The 17,355-nt window shown below is 69.2% G+C and carries 21 protein-coding genes and 1 tRNA gene; 16 read left to right on the forward strand and 6 right to left on the reverse strand.

What is annotated here, in order from left to right; all coding sequences use genetic code 11:
- Positions 1–28 precede the first annotated feature (28 nt).
- From WCE37_RS04565 to WCE37_RS04640, 16 genes are all read left to right on the forward strand, one after another.
- Positions 29–514: a DUF3293 domain-containing protein gene (locus tag WCE37_RS04565; RefSeq protein WP_343278333.1), complete on the forward strand. Its 486-nt coding sequence runs from the start codon at positions 29–31 to the stop codon at positions 512–514.
- A 35-nt stretch (positions 515–549) separates the two neighbouring features.
- Positions 550–1,194 carry a heme ABC exporter ATP-binding protein CcmA gene (gene ccmA / locus WCE37_RS04570; protein ID WP_343278334.1) on the forward strand — a complete coding sequence of 215 codons (645 nt, stop codon included), beginning with the start codon at positions 550–552 and terminating at the stop codon, positions 1,192–1,194.
- Positions 1,194–1,862, forward strand: coding sequence for a heme exporter protein CcmB (ccmB, locus tag WCE37_RS04575; RefSeq protein WP_343278660.1), 669 nt, complete (start codon positions 1,194–1,196; stop codon positions 1,860–1,862). Before ccmA ends, ccmB begins: the two co-directional genes overlap by 1 nt.
- Before the next feature lie 162 nt (positions 1,863–2,024).
- Positions 2,025–2,468 carry an azurin gene (gene azu / locus WCE37_RS04580; protein ID WP_343278335.1) on the forward strand — a complete coding sequence of 148 codons (444 nt, stop codon included), beginning with the start codon at positions 2,025–2,027 and terminating at the stop codon, positions 2,466–2,468.
- A gap of 165 nt (positions 2,469–2,633) precedes the next feature.
- Positions 2,634–3,398: a heme ABC transporter permease gene (locus WCE37_RS04585; protein ID WP_343278336.1), complete on the forward strand. Its 765-nt coding sequence runs from the start codon at positions 2,634–2,636 to the stop codon at positions 3,396–3,398.
- On the forward strand, positions 3,395–3,571 hold the full coding sequence (gene ccmD / locus WCE37_RS04590; protein ID WP_343254419.1) for a heme exporter protein CcmD: 177 nt from the start codon (positions 3,395–3,397) through the stop codon (positions 3,569–3,571). The genes WCE37_RS04585 and ccmD overlap by 4 nt, the downstream gene beginning before the upstream one ends.
- Positions 3,568–4,056 carry a cytochrome c maturation protein CcmE gene (gene ccmE / locus WCE37_RS04595; protein WP_343254420.1) on the forward strand — a complete coding sequence of 163 codons (489 nt, stop codon included), beginning with the start codon at positions 3,568–3,570 and terminating at the stop codon, positions 4,054–4,056. Before ccmD ends, ccmE begins: the two co-directional genes overlap by 4 nt.
- Complete coding sequence (locus WCE37_RS04600; RefSeq protein WP_343254421.1) at positions 4,057–5,985, forward strand: heme lyase CcmF/NrfE family subunit; 1,929 nt, start codon at positions 4,057–4,059, stop codon at positions 5,983–5,985.
- The gene (locus WCE37_RS04605) at positions 5,982–6,572 is read left to right on the forward strand and encodes a DsbE family thiol:disulfide interchange protein (protein WP_343254422.1); all 591 of its coding nucleotides are present in this window, start codon (positions 5,982–5,984) and stop codon (positions 6,570–6,572) included. The genes WCE37_RS04600 and WCE37_RS04605 overlap by 4 nt, the downstream gene beginning before the upstream one ends.
- Positions 6,569–7,048 (forward strand): cytochrome c-type biogenesis protein, encoded by a 480-nt coding sequence (locus WCE37_RS04610; RefSeq protein ID WP_343278337.1) that lies wholly within the window; start codon positions 6,569–6,571, stop codon positions 7,046–7,048. The genes WCE37_RS04605 and WCE37_RS04610 overlap by 4 nt, the downstream gene beginning before the upstream one ends.
- Entirely contained in the window at positions 7,048–8,130 is a 1,083-nt protein-coding gene (locus WCE37_RS04615) for a cytochrome C biogenesis protein (protein WP_343278338.1), read from the forward strand. Before WCE37_RS04610 ends, WCE37_RS04615 begins: the two co-directional genes overlap by 1 nt.
- A 66-nt stretch (positions 8,131–8,196) precedes the next feature.
- A complete protein-coding gene (gene gdhA / locus WCE37_RS04620) occupies positions 8,197–9,540 on the forward strand; it encodes an NADP-specific glutamate dehydrogenase (RefSeq protein WP_343275770.1) in 1,344 nt (447 codons plus the stop codon).
- An 85-nt stretch (positions 9,541–9,625) separates the two neighbouring features.
- The gene (locus tag WCE37_RS04625) at positions 9,626–10,741 is read left to right on the forward strand and encodes a homoserine O-acetyltransferase (protein WP_343278339.1); all 1,116 of its coding nucleotides are present in this window, start codon (positions 9,626–9,628) and stop codon (positions 10,739–10,741) included.
- 94 nt (positions 10,742–10,835) lie between these two features.
- Positions 10,836–11,447: a cysteine dioxygenase family protein gene (locus WCE37_RS04630; RefSeq protein WP_343278340.1), complete on the forward strand. Its 612-nt coding sequence runs from the start codon at positions 10,836–10,838 to the stop codon at positions 11,445–11,447.
- 66 nt (positions 11,448–11,513) lie between these two features.
- A tRNA-Leu gene (locus tag WCE37_RS04635) sits at positions 11,514–11,600 on the forward strand.
- Between the two features lie 276 nt (positions 11,601–11,876).
- On the forward strand, positions 11,877–12,674 hold the full coding sequence (locus tag WCE37_RS04640) for an NRDE family protein (RefSeq protein WP_343278341.1): 798 nt from the start codon (positions 11,877–11,879) through the stop codon (positions 12,672–12,674).
- Positions 12,675–12,686: 12 nt separating this feature from the next.
- Here WCE37_RS04640 and WCE37_RS04645 read toward each other — a convergent pair whose 3' ends face one another.
- The 6 genes from WCE37_RS04645 to WCE37_RS04670 all read right to left on the reverse strand — a co-directional run bounded on the left by WCE37_RS04645 (position 12,687) and on the right by WCE37_RS04670 (position 17,264).
- Positions 12,687–13,091 carry a hypothetical protein gene (locus WCE37_RS04645; protein ID WP_343275774.1) on the reverse strand — a complete coding sequence of 135 codons (405 nt, stop codon included), beginning with the start codon at positions 13,089–13,091 and terminating at the stop codon, positions 12,687–12,689.
- 256 nt (positions 13,092–13,347) lie between these two features.
- Positions 13,348–13,812 carry a hypothetical protein gene (locus tag WCE37_RS04650; protein ID WP_343275775.1) on the reverse strand — a complete coding sequence of 155 codons (465 nt, stop codon included), beginning with the start codon at positions 13,810–13,812 and terminating at the stop codon, positions 13,348–13,350.
- A gap of 11 nt (positions 13,813–13,823) precedes the next feature.
- Entirely contained in the window at positions 13,824–14,024 is a 201-nt protein-coding gene (locus WCE37_RS04655; protein ID WP_343275776.1) for a PspC domain-containing protein, read from the reverse strand.
- Entirely contained in the window at positions 14,021–15,085 is a 1,065-nt protein-coding gene (locus WCE37_RS04660; RefSeq protein WP_343278342.1) for a class III poly(R)-hydroxyalkanoic acid synthase subunit PhaC, read from the reverse strand. Before WCE37_RS04660 ends, WCE37_RS04655 begins: the two co-directional genes overlap by 4 nt.
- A 1-nt stretch (position 15,086) precedes the next feature.
- Positions 15,087–16,571 carry a class III poly(R)-hydroxyalkanoic acid synthase subunit PhaE gene (gene phaE, locus WCE37_RS04665; RefSeq protein ID WP_343278343.1) on the reverse strand — a complete coding sequence of 495 codons (1,485 nt, stop codon included), beginning with the start codon at positions 16,569–16,571 and terminating at the stop codon, positions 15,087–15,089.
- A 60-nt stretch (positions 16,572–16,631) separates the two neighbouring features.
- Positions 16,632–17,264 (reverse strand): CDP-alcohol phosphatidyltransferase family protein, encoded by a 633-nt coding sequence (locus tag WCE37_RS04670; RefSeq protein WP_343275779.1) that lies wholly within the window; start codon positions 17,262–17,264, stop codon positions 16,632–16,634.
- Positions 17,265–17,355 lie beyond the last annotated feature (91 nt).

Raw genomic sequence — 17,355 nt, forward strand, 5'->3', positions numbered from 1 at the left:
GGCCTCCGACTGGCGTTAAATCCGGGATATGTCGAAGCCCCTGCCTCCCGTCTCCGACGCCGACGCCGAGCGCCTTGCCGCCGCGTACCTGCAGGCGGAATACCGCTGGGCGCGCGATGGTGACTGGCACGACATCCGCGTCGGCCTGCCGGCGCCGGGGCTCGAGCTGCTGCATCCCGGGGTGCGGAGCTTCGCGCTGCTGTCGGCCTGGAATCCGTTTTCGCAGCCGCGCGCCGAAGCCTCCAACCGGCTCGAGGATGCGGCGCTCGAAGCCGAACTCACTGGCCGCGGGCTGCAACACCTCCCCGCGTTCTCTTCCGCGACCAATCGCAGCTGGCGCGAACCCGGCTGGTTGATTTTCGACATCGGCAGCGATGACCTCGACGCCCTCGCCCGGCGCTTCGGCCAGCTCGGCGCCCTGTGGTGGCTGCGCGGCGACCCGGTGCGCCTGCGCATGCAGGCAAGGCGGCCGGCTCACTCCGGACCCGCGGCCGCGATCGACTGGCTAGAATAGCGGCCCTCCGGTCGCCGTCGCGGCCCGTGCGCACGATGCCCCCAGCCGCCAACCCAGCACCCGCGCTACTTTCCGCCCAGGCCCTGCGCTTCACGCGCAACGAGATGCCGGTGTTCGGCCCGGTCGATTTCGAGGTGGGTACCGGAGAGGCGCTGCTGGTCCAGGGCGACAACGGCGCCGGCAAGACCACCCTGCTCAAGGTGCTGGCCGGACTGCTGCACGCCGACGGCGGCTCGATCCGGTTCCAGGGCCAGCCCGTGCTCCCGGCGCTGCGCGCGCGGGTGATCGGCTACCTCGGCCACCTGCCCGGGCAGAAGGCCGACCTCAGCGCACTGGAGAACCTCCGCTTCCTCTGCGGCCTGCACGGCAGCCGCCCGGGCATGTCGCTGGAAGACGCGATGGCGACCGTCGGCCTGGCCGGCTACGAGGACGCGCTCGCGCGCCAGATGTCGGCCGGCCAGCGCAAGCGCCTGTCGCTGGCGCGACTGTGGCTGTCGCCGGCGCCGCTGTGGCTGATGGACGAGCCCTACGCCAACCTCGATCTGGAAGGCATCGAACTGGTGAACCGGATGGTGCAGGCGCACCTGCGCGAAGGCGGCGGCGCCATGGTCACCACCCACGGCGCCTATGCCGCGCCACCGGTGCGCACCCGGCTGCTGGTACTGGAGCGGCCGGCGTGATGTGGTCGGCCGCGCGCGCGCTCGCCACCCGTGACCTGCAACTGCTGTGGCGCAGGCGCGGCGATGCCCTGCAGCCGGCGCTGTTCGCCCTGCTGGTCCTCGTACTGTTCGCGCTGGCGCTGGGCAATGACCGGGTGATGCTGGCGCGGGTTGCACCGGGCGCGCTGTGGGTGGCGGTGCTGCTGTCCGGGCTGCTGGCGCTGGACACCCTGTTCCGCGGCGACGCCGAGGATGGTTCGCTTGAACAATGGCTGCTGGCACCGGTGCCGCTGGCCTGGCTGGTGCTGGTGCGCGTGACCACGCACTGGGCGACCACGGCGCTGCCGCTGCTGATCGCCATGCCGCTGCTGGCCGAGCTGATGGCCCTCCCACGCGAGCACTGGCCGGTGCTGTTCGTGGCCCTTGCGCTGGGCACGCCCCTGCTGGCGCTGCTCGGCGCGGTGGTCGCCGCGCTCACCGTGGGCATGCGCCGCTCCGGGATCCTGGTCGCGCTGCTGGCGCTGCCGCTGTATGTGCCGGTGCTGGTGTTCGGTGCCGGCAGCGTCACCGCCGCGGCGCAGGGCTTCGACCCGGTGGGCGGCCTGTTGCTGCTGGCCGCGGGGCTGGTGGCCGCCCTGGTGCTCGCGCCGCTTGCCGCCGCCGCGGCGATCCGCATCGCACTGGAATAGCCGGTGCAACCCCTGCGATGGCGGGGATCGCCGCTGCTGAACCGAGTGCAACGTGCACGGTGCGGCCCGCGGTCCACTTGACCCGGATCAGGTGGTCGCCAAGCCCGCCTCCCTATCATTCTCCTGCAGCAAGTCATCCTCTGTCCTACCAAGGAGTCACCCATGATTCGCAAGATCCTCTTTGCTTCCGTCCTCATGCTCGGCGCCCCTGCGGCCATGGCCGCGGCCTGCTCGGTCGATATCGAAGGCAATGACGCAATGAAGTTCAACGTCGCCAACATCGACGTCAGCAAGAGCTGCAAGGACTTCACCATCAACCTCAAGCACACCGGCCAGCTGCCGAAGGTCGCGATGGGCCACAACGTGGTGATCGCCGCCACCGCCGACATCAAGGGCATCGACGCCGACGGCATCAAGGCCGGCGCGGCCGCCGACTATGTCAAGGCCGGCGACAGCCGTGTGATTGCGCACTCGAAGCTCATCGGCGGCGGCGAGAGCACCTCGGTAACCTTCCCGGTCGCCAAGCTCGGCGCAGGCCCGAATTCGTTCTTCTGCAGTTTCCCGGGCCACTCCGCGCTCATGAAGGGCACCATCACCGTCAAGTAAGCGCCATTGCGTACCTCCGCGGAACGGCCCGGTGCCGTTCCGCGTGCTTGGCCCGGGGGGCCAAACCTGAAAGAATGGCCCTGCCTGGCCAAGGCCCCCGGCAGGCCTTGAGCCGGCAAACAGCGGGGCCAGCCCCACCTCCTGCCAGCGAAAACGATGTCCGACATGAATCCGGTGATCCGCTGGTTCCACCAGCTTGGCTCACCGCCCTATTTCGACCGCTTTGCCGCCAGATGGTCCCCCTGGGGCTACGCGCTGGGCGCGCTGGTGATGGCCTGGGGCGTGTACGGAGCGCTGTTCCAGGTGCCCGCCGATTACCAGCAGGGCGACAGCTTCCGCATCCTCTACATCCACGTGCCGGCGGCCTGGATGAGCCTGCTCGTGTTCGGGCTTATGGCGCTCTATTCCGCGATCGCGCTCATCTGGCGGATCAAGCTCTGCGAGATCCTCGCCATGGCCTGCGCACCCATCGGCGCGGCCTTCACCTTCGTCACCCTGGCCACCGGTTCGATCTGGGGCAAGCCGATGTGGGGCACCTGGTGGGACTGGGATCCGCGCCTGACCAGCCAGCTGGTGCTGCTGTTCCTCTACCTGGGCGTGATCGGCCTGTACCAGGCCATCGACGACCGCCGCACCGCCGCGCGCGCCGCGGGCCTTCTGGCGCTGGTCGGCGTGGTGATGCTGCCGATCATCCGCTATTCGGTGGTGTGGTGGAATTCGCTGCACCAGGGCCAGACCATCCGCGTGTTCGGCGAGTCCTCGATGGACCCGAGCATGCTGCCGCCGCTGGTGTGGATGCTGATCGGCACCAAGCTCTGGTTTGCCGGTTCACTGCTGGCGCGCGCGCGCGCCGACAACCTGCAGCGCGAGGCCGGCAAGGACTGGGTCCGCCGGATCGCCGCAGCGTCCGCGGCCGGGGCACGCGAATGAGCTACCTCGAGTACGTCATCGCCGCCTATGCGGTGTTCGCCCTGATGCTGCTCTGGGACCTCATCGCCCCGCGGCTCGCCATTGCGCGCCAGCTGCGCGCCGCACGCCGGCTCGCGGCGCGCCGCACCGTTCGTCCCGACCGACCCGACCGTTCCACGGAGCTTCGCCGATGAATCCCACCCGCCGCCGACGCCTCTGGTTCGTGCTCGCCATCGTCGCCGCCTCCGCGCTGGTGGCCGTCCTGGTGGCCATGGCCCTGCAGCGCAACGTCGCCTACCTGTTCACCCCGGCCGAAATCCTCGACGGCCGTGCCGGCGCCGACGTCGCCTCCGGCGCCACCCGCTTCCGCCTTGGCGGCATGGTCGCCGACGGTTCGCTTGAACGCACGCCCGGCTCGATGGAGGCGCGCTTCATGGTCAGCGACGGCGATGCGCTGATGCCGGTGGTGTTCTCGGGCATCCTCCCGGACCTGTTCCGCGAGAACCAGTCGGTGGTCGCCACCGGCCGCATGCGCGCCGACGGTACCTTCGTCGCCGAGGACGTGCTGGCCAAGCACGACGAGACCTACGTGCCCAAGGAAGTGGCCGACAAGATGGGCCTGGCGCACGAGAAGCACAACGTCGACGTGCCCGCGCCGCAGCCCGAAGGCGCCCTCTAGGTGCTGCCCGAGATCGGCCAGGCGGTCCTTGCCCTGGCACTGGTATTCGCCGTCCTCCAGGGCATCACCGGCCTTGCCGGCGCGGCACGCGGGCGCGAGGACCTGGCCGCGGTTGCGCGCCCGGCGGCGCTCGCGCAGCTGGTGCTGGTGCTGACCGGCTACGTGCTGCTGACCCTGGCCTTCGTGATGCAGGACTTCTCGGTCAAGTACGTGGCCGACAACTCCAATTCGCTGCTGCCACTGGTCTATCGCTACACCGCGGTCTGGGGCGCGCATGAAGGCTCGCTGCTGCTGTGGGCGCTGATGCTGGCGGTGTGGAATGCCGCAGTCGCGTTGGCATCGGGCCGCATACCGTGGAGCTTCCGGGCGCGCGCGCTCGGCGTGATCGGCCTGGTGGCGGTCGGCTTCCTGTCGTTCATGGTGTTCACCTCCAATCCGTTCGCGCGGCTGCTGCCCGCGGTCGCCGAGGGGCACGACCTCAATCCGTTGCTGCAGGACCCGGGGATGATCATTCACCCGCCCCTGCTGTACATCGGCTACATCGGCTTCGTGGTGCCGTTCGCGTTCTCGCTCGCGGCGCTGCTTGAGGGCGCGGTCGACGCGCGCTGGCTGCGCTGGTCGCGGCCGTGGACCAACGTCGCCTGGGCCTTCCTCACCGTCGGCATCGCCATGGGCAGCTGGTGGGCCTACTACGAACTCGGCTGGGGCGGCTGGTGGTTCTGGGATCCGGTCGAGAACGCGAGCTTCATGCCCTGGCTTGTGGGCGCGGCGCTGATCCATTCGCAGGCGGTCACCGAAAAGCGCGGCAGCTTCGGCAGCTGGACGATGCTGCTGGCAATCGCGGCGTTCTCGCTTTCGCTGCTGGGCGCGTTCCTGGTGCGCTCGGGCGTGCTGACCAGCGTGCACTCCTTTGCCGCCGACCCTTCGCGCGGTCTTTTCATCCTGGTGTTCCTGGGCGCGGTGATCGGCGGCGCGCTGCTGGTCTATGTGACCCGCGCGCCGCGCCTGGCGCAGGGCAAACCCTTCGCGGCCTCCTCGCGCGAGACCCTGCTGCTGGTGAACAACCTGCTGCTGGCGTCCGCCTGCGCGATGGTGCTGCTGGGTACGCTGTATCCGCTGATCGCCGACGCGCTGGACCTGGGCAAGGTTTCGGTCGGCCCGCCCTACTTCGGCACCCTGTTCCTGGTGTTGATGGCGCCGCTGGTGATGCTGGTGCCCTTCGGGCCGCTGACGCGCTGGCAGCAGGAACAGGCCTCTAAGCCGCTGGCGATGCTCGCGCCCTGGCTCGGGCTGGCCGTGCTCCTGGGCGTCATCGCCTGGTTCAAGGCGCCGCAGGGGGCGCTCAAGACCGGCCTTGGCGTGGGCGCCGCGGCCTGGGTCGCACTGGGCACGCTGCGCTTCGCGTGGACGCGCGTGCGCGCCAAGGGCCGCAGCTTCACTCCGGAAATGTTCGGCATGGTGCTGGGCCACCTCGGCGTCGCGGTGTTCGTGCTGGGCGCGATGCTGGTCGAAGCGCAGAACGTGCTGCGCGAGGTGCCCATGGTGCCGGGTGAAACGCAGACCATCGGCCGCTATGCGTTCCGCTTCGACGGCGTCGAACGCGTGCCGGGTCCGAACTACATGGCCGACCGCGGCCTGGTGCAGGTGTTCCGCGACGACAAGCCCCTGGTGCTGCTGCATCCGGAGAAGCGCGCCTACGCCAGCGGCGGCCAGGTGATGACCGATGCCGGCATCCACGCCGGTGTCCGCGCCGACATCTTCGTTGCCCTGGGTGAACCGCTGGGCGGCGACGCATGGGCCGTCCGCCTGCACATCAAACCCTTCATCCGCTGGATCTGGGCCGGCGCCGTGCTCATGGCGCTGGGCGGCCTGGTCACTGCCTGCGACCGCCGCTTCCGCCTGCCGCTGAAGAAGGAAGAGGCGCGATGAACGCGCCGCGGCCTCCCGGCACCGACGCCGACGGCGGTAGCCGCAAGCTGCTGACCGTGCTCCTGTTTGGTGGATTCCTGCTGCTGCTGGTGCTGCTGGGCTGGGGCGTGAGCCGCTCCGACCGCCCCGATCGCGAATCCCTGCCCTCGCCGCTGATCGGCAAGCCCGCGCCCGAGTTCTCGCTGCCGGTGCTGCACGACGCCAGCTACCGCGTCGGTACCGCCGAGCTGCAGGGCAAGCCCTATCTGATGAACGTCTGGGGCAGCTGGTGCCCCGCCTGCCAGGTCGAGCACCCGGTGCTGGCGCGCTACGCGGAAACGAAGAAGATCCGCGTGGTCGGCTACAACTGGAAGGACGAGCCCGAGGATGCACTGCGCTGGCTGGAACAGTTCGGCAATCCGTACTGGGTCGTGGTCACCGATTACGACAGCGACGCCGCGATCGAATGGGGCATCTACGGGGCACCCGAAACTTTCCTGGTCGACGCCGACGGGATCGTGCGCTGGAAGCACGTGGGCCCTCTGACCGACGAGATCATCGATACCGTGGTTGCACCGATGGTCGAAGCCATGGAGACCGGCGGATGAACATGCGCACGACGCTTTCCGGCGGGTTGCTGGCGCTGCTGCTGGTCGCACTGTCGCTCGCCCTGGTGCCGGCACCTGCTTCGGCCCAGGCCGCGCGCAACGCGCAGCCCCTCGAGTTCCGCGACCGCGCCGAGGAACGGCGCTTCCACAAGCTGACCCTCGAACTGCGCTGCGTGATGTGCCAGAACCAGTCGCTGGCCGATTCCGACGCGCCGATCGCGCATGACCTGCGCCGCGAAGTCTTCAACCTGATGCGCGAAGGCCGCAGCGACGCCGAGATCAAGACCTTCCTGGTCGATCGCTACGGCGAGTTCGTGCTCTACCGCCCGCAGTTCGGCGGCGGCACGCTGCTGCTGTGGCTGGGACCGGGAATCGTGCTGCTTGGCGGTGCCGTGGTCCTGGTGGTGGTGGTGCGCAAGCGTGCGGCCCGCAACCGCGTCGCGCTGGATCCCGTCGACGACGGACAGGAGTGGTAATGACCGTTGTCTTCATGCTTGTCGTGCTGTTCGGGTCGCTGCTGGCCACCGCGCTGGTTGCCGCGCCGCTGCGCCGCGGCTCGCCGCGCACATGGCTCGCCGTGCTGGCCGTGGTTCCCCTGCTTTCAGTCGGCATGTACCAGCTGCTGGGTACGCCCGCAGCGCTGGATCCGGCCGCGCGTGCGCCCCTCGCCATGGCCGACGACGGGGCCGGGATCGATCCCGCCGAATTCGCCGGCGCCGTGGCCCAGCTACGCGCCGAACTCGAACGCAATCCGCAACAGCCGGAAGGCTGGGCCCTGCTCGCCCGCTCGCTGTCGGTGCAGGGCGATGCCGCCGGCGCGCGCGACGCGTATGCGAAAGCGCTCGAGCTGGTCCCCGACGAGCCGGCGCTGATGGTCGAGTTCGCGCAGGCCAGTGCCCAGGCCCATCCGCAGAATCTGTTCGAAGACCAGGCGCTCGCCCTGCTGCAGCGCGCCGCAACGCTGCAGCCGTCAAACCAGCGCGCGCGCTGGTTCATAGGCGTTGCCCAGCGCCAGCGCGGCATGGACGCGGAAGCGGTCGCGACCTGGGAAGCGATGCTGGACGAGGTGGACCCCGCCACCGCAGCGAGCCTGCGCACGCAGATCGGAGATGCGCGCGCGGCAGCGGGCCTGCCAGCGGCAACCGGGTCCGCCCCAGGATCCGTGGCCGCGCCACCGGTCGCAAGCGCTGCCGGCCAAGCCACCGAAGCGGGATCTTCGGGCGGCCTGCGCGTACGCATTTCGCTGGCCCCTGGCCTCGCCGAACGGTTGGGCGGCGAGGGCATCGTGTTCGTCATGGCGCGTGACCCCGACGGCCCCCCGATGCCGGTGGCCGCGGAGCGCCACCCCGTGTCCGCATTGCCGCTGGACATCGTGCTCGATGACGCCGACAGCCCGATGCCGACGCAGGTCCTGTCGCAGCTCGACACCGCCCTGGTTTCAGCGCGCATCTCCGCCTCCGGCACGGTCGAGCGCAGCGCGGACGACGTCGAATCGGCCGCCGTCCGCGTCTCCATGCCGGGCGACGAGGTGATCGAGCTGATCCTCGGCACGGAGTGACCTGCGCTTGACATGATTGATGCTGCGCTGCAGCATCGATTCATCCGCCCCGGGAGCATGTCACGCATGAAACATGAATCCTCCGCGGATTTCCTGGCCCGCGTCGAACAGCGCAATCCCGGCCAGCCCGAGTTCCTGCAGGCGGTCACCGAGGTCGTGGACAGCCTCTGGCCGTTCCTCTCCGCGCATCCGCGTTATGCCAGCCAGGGCCTGCTCGAGCGCCTGGTCGAACCCGACCGGACGGTGCTGTTCCGGGTCACGTGGGTCGACGACCACGGCGAAGTGCGGGTCAACCGCGGCTATCGCGTGCAGCACAACAACGCGCTGGGACCCTACAAGGGCGGCCTGCGCTTCCATCCCTCGGTGAACCTGTCGGTGCTGAAGTTCCTCGCCTTCGAGCAGACCTTCAAGAACGCGCTGACCACCCTGCCGATGGGCGGCGCCAAGGGCGGATCGGACTTCGACCCCAAGGGCAAGAGCCCCGGCGAGGTGATGCGCTTCTGCCAAGGCTTCGTTACCGAGCTGTCCCGGCACATCGGCGCCCACACCGACGTGCCCGCGGGCGACGTCGGCGTCGGCAGCCGCGAGATCGGCTTCATGGCCGGGATGATGAGGAAGCTCAGCAACCGCGCCGACTGCGTGTTCACCGGCAAGAGCCTGGCCTCTGGCGGCTCGCTCATGCGGCCGCAGTCGACGGGCTACGGCACTGTCTATTTCGCGCAGGAAATGCTGGCGCGTCAGGACGCCGAGCTCGACGGCCTGCGGGTGTCGGTGTCAGGCTCGGGCAACGTCGCCCAGTGCGCGATCGAAAAGGCGATGGAGGTCGGCGCCAGGGTGGTGACGGTCTCCGACTCCAGCGGCACGGTCATCGACGAGGACGGCTTCAGCACGGACAAGCTGGCCGAGCTCATGGAGGTGAAGAACCACCTCTACGGCCGGGTCAGTGACTATGCCGACCGCGTCGGCGCGCGCTTCGAGGCCGGCATGCGGCCGTGGTCGGTGCCGGTCGATGTCGCCCTGCCCTGCGCCACCCAGAACGAGATCGACGCCGGCGACGCCAAGCGGCTGGTCGACAACGGCGTGCGCTGCGTCGCCGAGGGCGCCAACATGCCTTCCACCCCGGAGGCGGCGAAGATCTTCGAATCCGCGGGCGTGCTCTACGCACCGGGCAAGGCCAGCAACGCGGGCGGGGTCGCGGCGTCGGGACTGGAGATGAGCCAGAACGCGATGCGCCTGGGCTGGAGCGCCGACGAAGTCGACGGGCGGCTGCGGCAGATCATGAGGGACATCCACGCCACCTGCGTTGAACACGGCCGCCGCGACGACGGCACGGTGAGCTACCTCGACGGCGCCAACATCGCCGGCTTCGTGCGCGTGGCCGACGCGATGCTGGCCCAGGGCATCACCTGATCCCGGGCGACGCCGGCGCGCCTCCGACGCCAGATGCGGTCCGTCCCGACCGACACGCGCGGTGGCGGCCGTTAAACTTGCGGCCATGACCGAATTCATCCCGCCCGGCACGGGTTTCATCGACCTCCCCTCGCCCTTCGCCATGAAGCGCGGCGGCGAGCTGTTGCAGGGCCGCATCGCCTGCGAAACCTGGGGCCGCCGCAGCGCCTCGGGCGACAATTCGATCCTCATCCTCACCGGCCTGTCGCCGGACGCGCATGCCGCGGCCAGCGCCGATAACCCGTCGCCGGGCTGGTGGGAGGCCATGCTGGGCCCGGGCAAGGCGATCGACACCGAACGCTGGCACGTGGTCTGCGTCAACGCACTCGGCAGCTGCAAGGGTTCAAGCGGACCGGCGTCAATCGATCCCGCGACGGGTCGTGCCTATGGCCTGTCGTTTCCGGACGTCGCCATCGAGGACATCGCCGACACCGCCGCCCACGTGGTACGCGCGCTTGGCATCGAACGACTGGCCTGCGTGATCGGTAACTCCATGGGCGGCATGGCGGCGCTGGCAGTGCTCGCGCGCCACCCGGGCATTGCCCGCAGCCACGTCAATGTCTCCGGGGCCGCGCGCGCGCTGCCGTTCTCGATCGCCATCCGCTCGCTGCAGCGCGAGGCCATCCGCCTGGATCCGAACTGGAGCAACGGCGAATACGGCGAGGAGTCCTATCCCGAAAGCGGCATGCGCATGGCGCGCAAGCTCGGGGTGATCACCTACCGTTCGGCGCTGGAATGGGACGGCCGCTTCGGTCGCGTGCGCCTGGATTCCGACCGCCGCGACGACGAGGACCCTTTCGGCCTGGAATTCGAGGTCGAAAGCTATCTTGAAGCGCATGCGCGGCGCTTCGTGCGCAACTTCGATCCCAACTGCTATCTCTACCTCAGCCGCTGCATGGACTGGTTCGATATCGGCGAATCCTGTGGCGGCACCACGGCGGAAGGCCTTGCGCGCATCCGTCTCGAGCGCGCGCTGGCGATCGGCGTCCATACCGACATCCTGTTTCCTCTGCAGCAGCAGGAAGAGATTGCCGACGGCCTGCGCGCCGGCGGCGCCGAGTCGACCCTGCTGCCGCTGGAGTCGCCGCAGGGCCACGACGCCTTCCTGGTCGATTTCGCGCGCTTTTCCCCGGCGATCGGCGACTTCCTGACTGGGCTCTGAGGCTGGGCTCAGCGACTGCGCACCGGGCCCGTGAACCCGCCGCGCATGCTGCAGCGCGGCGACCCGCCTGCCCGGGCCGTCGTACACTCGGGCCATGACCCGACCCAGCGAACGCGCCCCCGGCGCGCTGCCCGACATTGATTTCCCCGGCCGCGAGCTGCTTGTCGCCGGCATCGACGAAGCGGTCGGCGCAGGCGATGGCCATGCGGTCACTGCGGCGCTGCGCAGCTTCCTGTGCGGGGTGATCCGCGATCCCGCGGTGCGCCTGCCCGCCTTCATCCATGAGCCGGTCACCGACCACTACGCCCGCCGCGAGCTGTATCGCAGCGCCAGGCACGGCTACAGCGTGGTCGCCATGACCTGGGGGCCCGGCCAGGGCACGCCCATCCACGACCATGCCGGCTGCTGGTGCGTGGAAGGCGTCTGGGCAGGCGAGCTGGAGATCAACCAGTACGAGCTGCTCGAGCGCGACGGCGAGCGCTTCCGCTTCCGCTCCGCGGGCGGTATCCAGGCGGGCCCGGGCAGCGCCGGCAGCCTCATTCCACCGCACGAATACCACACAATCCGCAACGCCGATCCGCATGCGATCGCGATCTCCCTGCACGTCTACGAAGCGCCGCTGGAGCTGTGCTCGCGCTTCGAGGCGGTAGCCGGCGAATGGCACCTGCGCCGCGACAACGCCCTGCGCACCGACGCGGCCGCCTGAGCGGCACGCGACCCTCGGCACACGACGCTCGGCAAGCCGCGCACAGCCGCTATACTTGCCGCCCGCGCCGAAGTGGCGGAATCGGTAGACGCAGCGGATTCAAAATCCGCCGGCCTTAAAACCGTGTGGGTTCGAGTCCCACCTTCGGCACCACTACTGCGTGTTCGCGCCGTATGACGCGCAGCCCGCGGCCTTCAGTAGGGGGTAGGAGTTTCCTGACCCTGATTCAGGACCCACGCCGATACCGGCAAGCGCCGCTTGCGGCGATCCTGTGCTGACCGGCAGCACAGCGCACCAACGGATTGGAGCGCCGCCTAAACGGAATTACGGCCGTGGCCATTGGCCACGGTGCTGGGCCGGCGCCTCTCTTCAAGCCTCCCGTGCCGCATGCCCGGCGCGGCAGCCGCCAGACCTCGCTACCATGGCGACATGTGCCTGATTGCGCTCGCCTGGCGCCAGCATCCCCGCTATCCGCTGGCCATCGCCGCAAACCGCGACGAGGCCCACGCCCGGCCGACTGCGGCCGCGGGTCTCGATCCCGACGATCCCGCGGTCTATGGCGGCCGCGACCTGGTACAGGGCGGCGGCTGGCTGCAGGTGTCCACCTCCGGCCGCCTGGCGGCGGTCACCAATGTCCGCAACGGCCTGCAAACAGGCGTGGCGCCGCGCTCGCGCGGCTGGCTGGTGCGCGATTTCGTACGTGGAACCGCAGCCGCACCGGCGTTTGCAGCCGTGATCGACGAACGTCCCGACGAATTCGGGCCATTCAACCTGCTGGCCTTTGACGGCGTCCGCCTGGCATTCGCGAGCAACCGGCCAACAGCTTCCAATATTCTGGTGGCACCGGGCCTGCACGCCATGTCCAATGGCGCCTTCAACGCCGCCTGGCCCAAGAGCAGGCTGGCCACCCGCGCGCTGGCTTCGTGGCTGGAATCCGGACTGTCGAAGCGCGACCCGCTGTCAGATCCAGAGTCGCTGGAACCGCTGTTCGCCGCGCTCGCCGATACCGCGCTGGCACCCGACGACACCCTGCCCGATACCGGCATCGGCCTGGAACTGGAGCGAAGGCTGTCGCCGCCCTTCGTCAGCAGTGATCACTACGGGACGCGCTGCAGCACGCTGGTGCTGGCCGGAGAGGATGGCTTCGTGTTCGCGGAGCGCCGCTTCGGGCCCAGGGCGGTCGTGCTGGGCACCAGCCTCGCCTTCGTGCCGCGACCGCCGCCTTGAAGGCCTTGCGCGTCAGGGCGAGCTTGCGCGGCAGCGCAGTGGCGCATTGTCTTCCAGCCCCTGTTCCCAGCCATTCGGCCGGCGCATGGCGATGGTGTCGTTGATGCAGGCGCGATCGGCCCCCTCGCGCATCGCGGTCGACGGCCCGGGCAGCAGCACCACGCCACCACCGCTGGAGGCACCGACCTCGACCAGCCCCGTCGCTTCGGAATGCATGTCGTCCGTGTCATCGCCCTCGTCTTGATCCGGCTTTGCGACGGCAGCGACCGTCGGCTGCTGCGGCTCCTCTGGAGCGAAGGCGGCACCGGCGACGTGACGGACGATGTCGGCAAGCAGGACTCCGCCCGCCACCGCGAGCAGCATCGGCAGCAGGAACGACCAGGGCGTGACGTCGGCGCGCAGGCGGACAGGACTCATGGGCTTTCGCTCTCCGGTTCGCGGCCAGTCCGGCAAATCCTGCGGTCAGTCCGGCCCCATGTCGTCAGACTAGCCCTTCGCCATCCCGGACGCGCCTCGGGAAAACCCGTACGGGGCAGACATATGAAAGGCCCAGTCGTCCAGGTTTCCCTGGTCGGCTGAGCCTTTCGTCGTCGAAGCGATTGCGTACGGGCCGGAGCCTTTCCGCTTTTTCTTCGACGCCTGCGACGATAGCGCAGGGCCCGTTATGCGAACGTCAATCGAGGCGACCGTTCGTCGGCGGTGCCGGCCAGGGCCACCAGCCACGGCCACTGAGCGCATAGCGGTCGGCCGCACGCTCGAAGCGGTTGCGCACGCCAATCCCGCCACACGCGAAGTACAACGGCAGGAACAGGGGACCCAGGACCATGTACTGCAGCACGTGCGCGCGCTCGTGATCGGCAAGCCGCACCGCGGGCTGCTCGCACAGACCCGCGCGATGGGCGTAGGTCATGCAATCGCAGTCGATGCTGCCACCGGTATGCAGTATCACGTTGCCCAAGGTCATCGCACCGCCCGGCCCCCACGGCACGCGGTCGAAGACCAGGGCGAAATCGCGACTGCGCAGGCTGCCGCGCGCGCCGAAAGGAAGCGCGGCAATGCCGACCAGCAAGCCGGCCAGGGTGTTCGGCAGCGTCCACGCCACGCCCGCAGCGCCCACGACCAGCCGAAGCGCCCGCATCGCGGACGCGGTCAGCCGTCCTCGGGCATCAACAGCCACAGCACCAGATACGCGAGGATGCCCGGGAACGCGATCGACGCCGCAGAGAACACCACGTAAAGCACGCGCAACAGGGTGGAATTCCAACCGAACCTGCGCGCAAGGCCGCCGATCACGCCGGCGAGCACGCGGTCGTCAAGCGGACGGCTGAGGCTGGGCCGGTCCGCGCTCATCGCTGCCCCAGCCACTCGTGGATCGCGCCCGGGACTTCCTTCTGCGCGCGGCCGGACACGTAGATGCCGATGTGGCCACCGCGGAAGGAGAGTTCGGAATAGTCGCTGGTGCCGACCAGCCCGCCGAGCGGCCTGGACGCCGACGGCGGCACCAGGTGGTCCTGTTCGGCGTAGATGTTGAGCACCGGCATGTCCACCAGGCCCAGGTGCACTTCGCGGCCGCCGATTTCGATGCCGCCATTGACGAAGCCGTTGCCCTGGTAGAACTGCTTGATGAACTGGCGGAAGGCTTCGCCGGCCTGGTCGGGCGAATCGAAGATCCACTTTTCCATGCGCAGGAAGTCCTCCATCGCCGCCTTGTCGTCGAGGATGTCGACCATGCCCACGTACTTCTGCACGAACAGCCGCCAGGGCTTGAGCGTCAGGTAACACATGTTCATGAGGTCGGCGGGTACGTTGCCCAGGGTGTCGACGAACAGGTCGACGTCCATCCCGCGGGTCCAGTTGGACAGCATGTTGTCCGGCGTGTGGAAATCCACAGGCGTGACCATGGTGATCAGGTTGCGCACCTTGCCGGGATTGAGCGCGGCATAGCTGAGCGAGAACGCGCCGCCCTGGCAGATGCCGAGCAGGTTGACTGCGTCCAGGCCGTACTCCGCGCGCAGGTGGTCCACCGCGCCGCCGATGAAGCGCTCGATGTAGTCCTCGAGGGTGAGGAAGCGGTCGGAGCGGTCCGGGTAGCCCCAGTCGATGATGTAGACATCCTCGCCGCGGGCGAGCAGCTGGCGCACCAGCGACTTGTTGTCCTGCAGGTCGACCATGTAGGGGCGGTTGACCAGCGCGTAGGCGATGAGCAGCGGCACCTTCGCGGTGGGTGCGCGATCGCCGATGAAGCGGTAGAGGACGACCTTGCCGTCGCGCCAGACCTCTTGCTTGTCGGTGGCGCCGAAGTCGACGTCGTCGACCTCGCGCAGCACCTGCATGCCGGCGGAGAGCTTCTGCTGCAGCCGCATCGCTTCTTCGGCGAGTCCCGCCGGAGTGATGTTGAGCGGACCATACATGTCAGCGCTTCCCCTTCTTCGCAGTGCCGGTCACTGTTTTCCGGGCGACCTTGCCGGGGGACTTCCTCGCCACCGCTTTGCTCGCCTTCTTGGTCAATTTCCTGGCCGCCTTCTTCGCCGCCTTCTTCGCCGTCTTCTTCGCTGCTTTCTTCGGGAGCTTCGACGTCGGCCCTGGTTCCGGCTTTGATCCAATCGGCTCCGGCGCGCGCGGCATCGCACCGGCTATTGCGCCGCCGAAACTCCCTGCCGATGACCGCGACGTCTTTTTCGCGCCCTTGGCGGCGGCAGTCGCGGTGCGTTTCACCGCTGGCGTCGCCGCGCTCCTGGCAGCCTGCTTCGGGCTTCCTGCAGCAGCCTTCCTTTTCGGGTTGGCATCGCGCGCCGGCGGCGATGCCGGTGCGCCGGCAGGTACGCGTCCAGCCGCGGTTCCGCCACTGCCACCCTGCGCCCGGGCCACCGCGTCACGCAGCGCCCTCACTTCGCGCTCGAGCTGTGCGAGCTTGCGGTGCGCACCATCCAGCTCGCTGCGCGTGGGCATGCCCCATTGCGCGCACGCGTCCTCGACCAGGCGCTGCATGCCGGCGCGCACGCGCATCTGGGCATTGACCAGGCGTCCATAGACCGCACGGAACTCCGGCGACAGCGCGACCACGGCATACGCCTCCTCGGCGGCGTCGATCCACAGGTCGAACAGCGCGCGCGCGGACTGCAGCTGGCGCCCGGGCTCTTCGCGCTCGACCAGCTTCGTTTCGAAGATGGCGAACGCGTCCTGCTGGGCCTTGAGCATCAATGCGCTGTACGCGCCGGACGCCTGCTGGTACTCGGCCATGTGGGCCGCGAGCGCCTGTGCGCGCTCCTGCTTTTCCCGGTCGGCACCGAAGGCCGGCAGCCGCAGCCAGGACAGAGCGTCGTCGCGGATCGAATCCAGCCACGGCGATGCGCCCTCCATCCACTGCTCCAGGCCCTCGAGGCCGTTGCCGCGCAGCGTGCGCAGCATCTCCGGGAACGGATTTTCGCCGGCAGGGCCGAGCGCGTCCTTCCAGGCGCGGGCGACGTCGGCCGCACTCGACTCCTGGCCCGAAAAGCGCGCCGCGACTTCCTGCATCCGGGCATACCACTGCCGCGCCTGGCTGTTGAAGTGCGCCAGGGCGTCGTTGGTTCCGGTGCGATCGCCCTGTGCCAGCCGCGTCCACCAGTCCAGCGATTGTTGCAACGCTTCCGCGCCAGGGATCGAAGCCTGCGGACCGCCCATGCCGGGCATCCCGCCCAGCCCCGGGACTGCGCCCAGCCCGAACATCCCGGCCATGCCTGGAGCTCCCCTCATGCCCGGGATGCCGCCTGCGCCCGGCGTGCCGCCCGGGCCCGGGAATCCTGCCATGCCCGGCGCCCCATCAACGCCCGGCACCGTGTTGCGCAGCGCGTCGCCCAATGCGGCCCAGTAGCGCCGTGCCAGCGATTCGAAATCGTCCCGTGGATTCCCCGACATCACGCGCCTCCGTCTGTTCGCTCCGATCATAGCAACCGCCGGCGGCGGTGCCTGCGTGGCTCAAGGCTTGGGGATGCGGATGGTCTTGCTGATCATCAGCGAACCCGACAGCGCGTACACCAGCACCAGCGGATGCAGCTGCCACGGCCCGAGTTGCCACTGCCCGAACCACACATCACCGCCCAGGGCACCCTGCCAGGCGGCCACGGCCAGGAGCAGGACGATGCCGACGCTGCTCGGGATCGGCGTGCCTTCGAAGTACTTCACCTTGTCGCCACCGTCGGCCAGGGTCTCGGCGGTAACGTTGTAGCGCGCGAGCCGGCTGACGCCGCAGCCTACGAAGTAGCTCAGGACCACCCAGTCCCAGCCGCCCTGCAGCCCGCAGGCATAGCCCAGCGCCGCCGGAGCGACACCGAAGGAGATCACGTCGGCCAGCGAATCCAGTTCACGACCGAGCGTCGATGCGACCTTGCGCCAACGGGCGACGCGGCCGTCCAGCGCGTCGAACACGAAGGCCAGCGGGATCAGCGCCATGCCCAGCATCAGGTCGCGGATGCCGTTCGTGCCCGCACCCTCCTGCAGGTAGCGCATGGCCGCGAAGATCGCGCCGGTGCCGCAGACGGCGTTGGCGAGGGTGAACCAGTCGGCGAGGTGGAAGTCGCGGATCATCGAGAAATGGCGCTGGCGGGTCATCGCCGCTCCGTCGCGGGGGAAAGGACTGCCAGCATGCCAAATCCGCCGTTGCCGTGGAGTAGTCGCAACCGGAAGCCCGAGTCGCGGCCAT

It is taken from the genome of Luteimonas sp. MJ250, assembly GCF_039548455.1.
Taxonomy (GTDB): domain Bacteria; phylum Pseudomonadota; class Gammaproteobacteria; order Xanthomonadales; family Xanthomonadaceae; genus Luteimonas.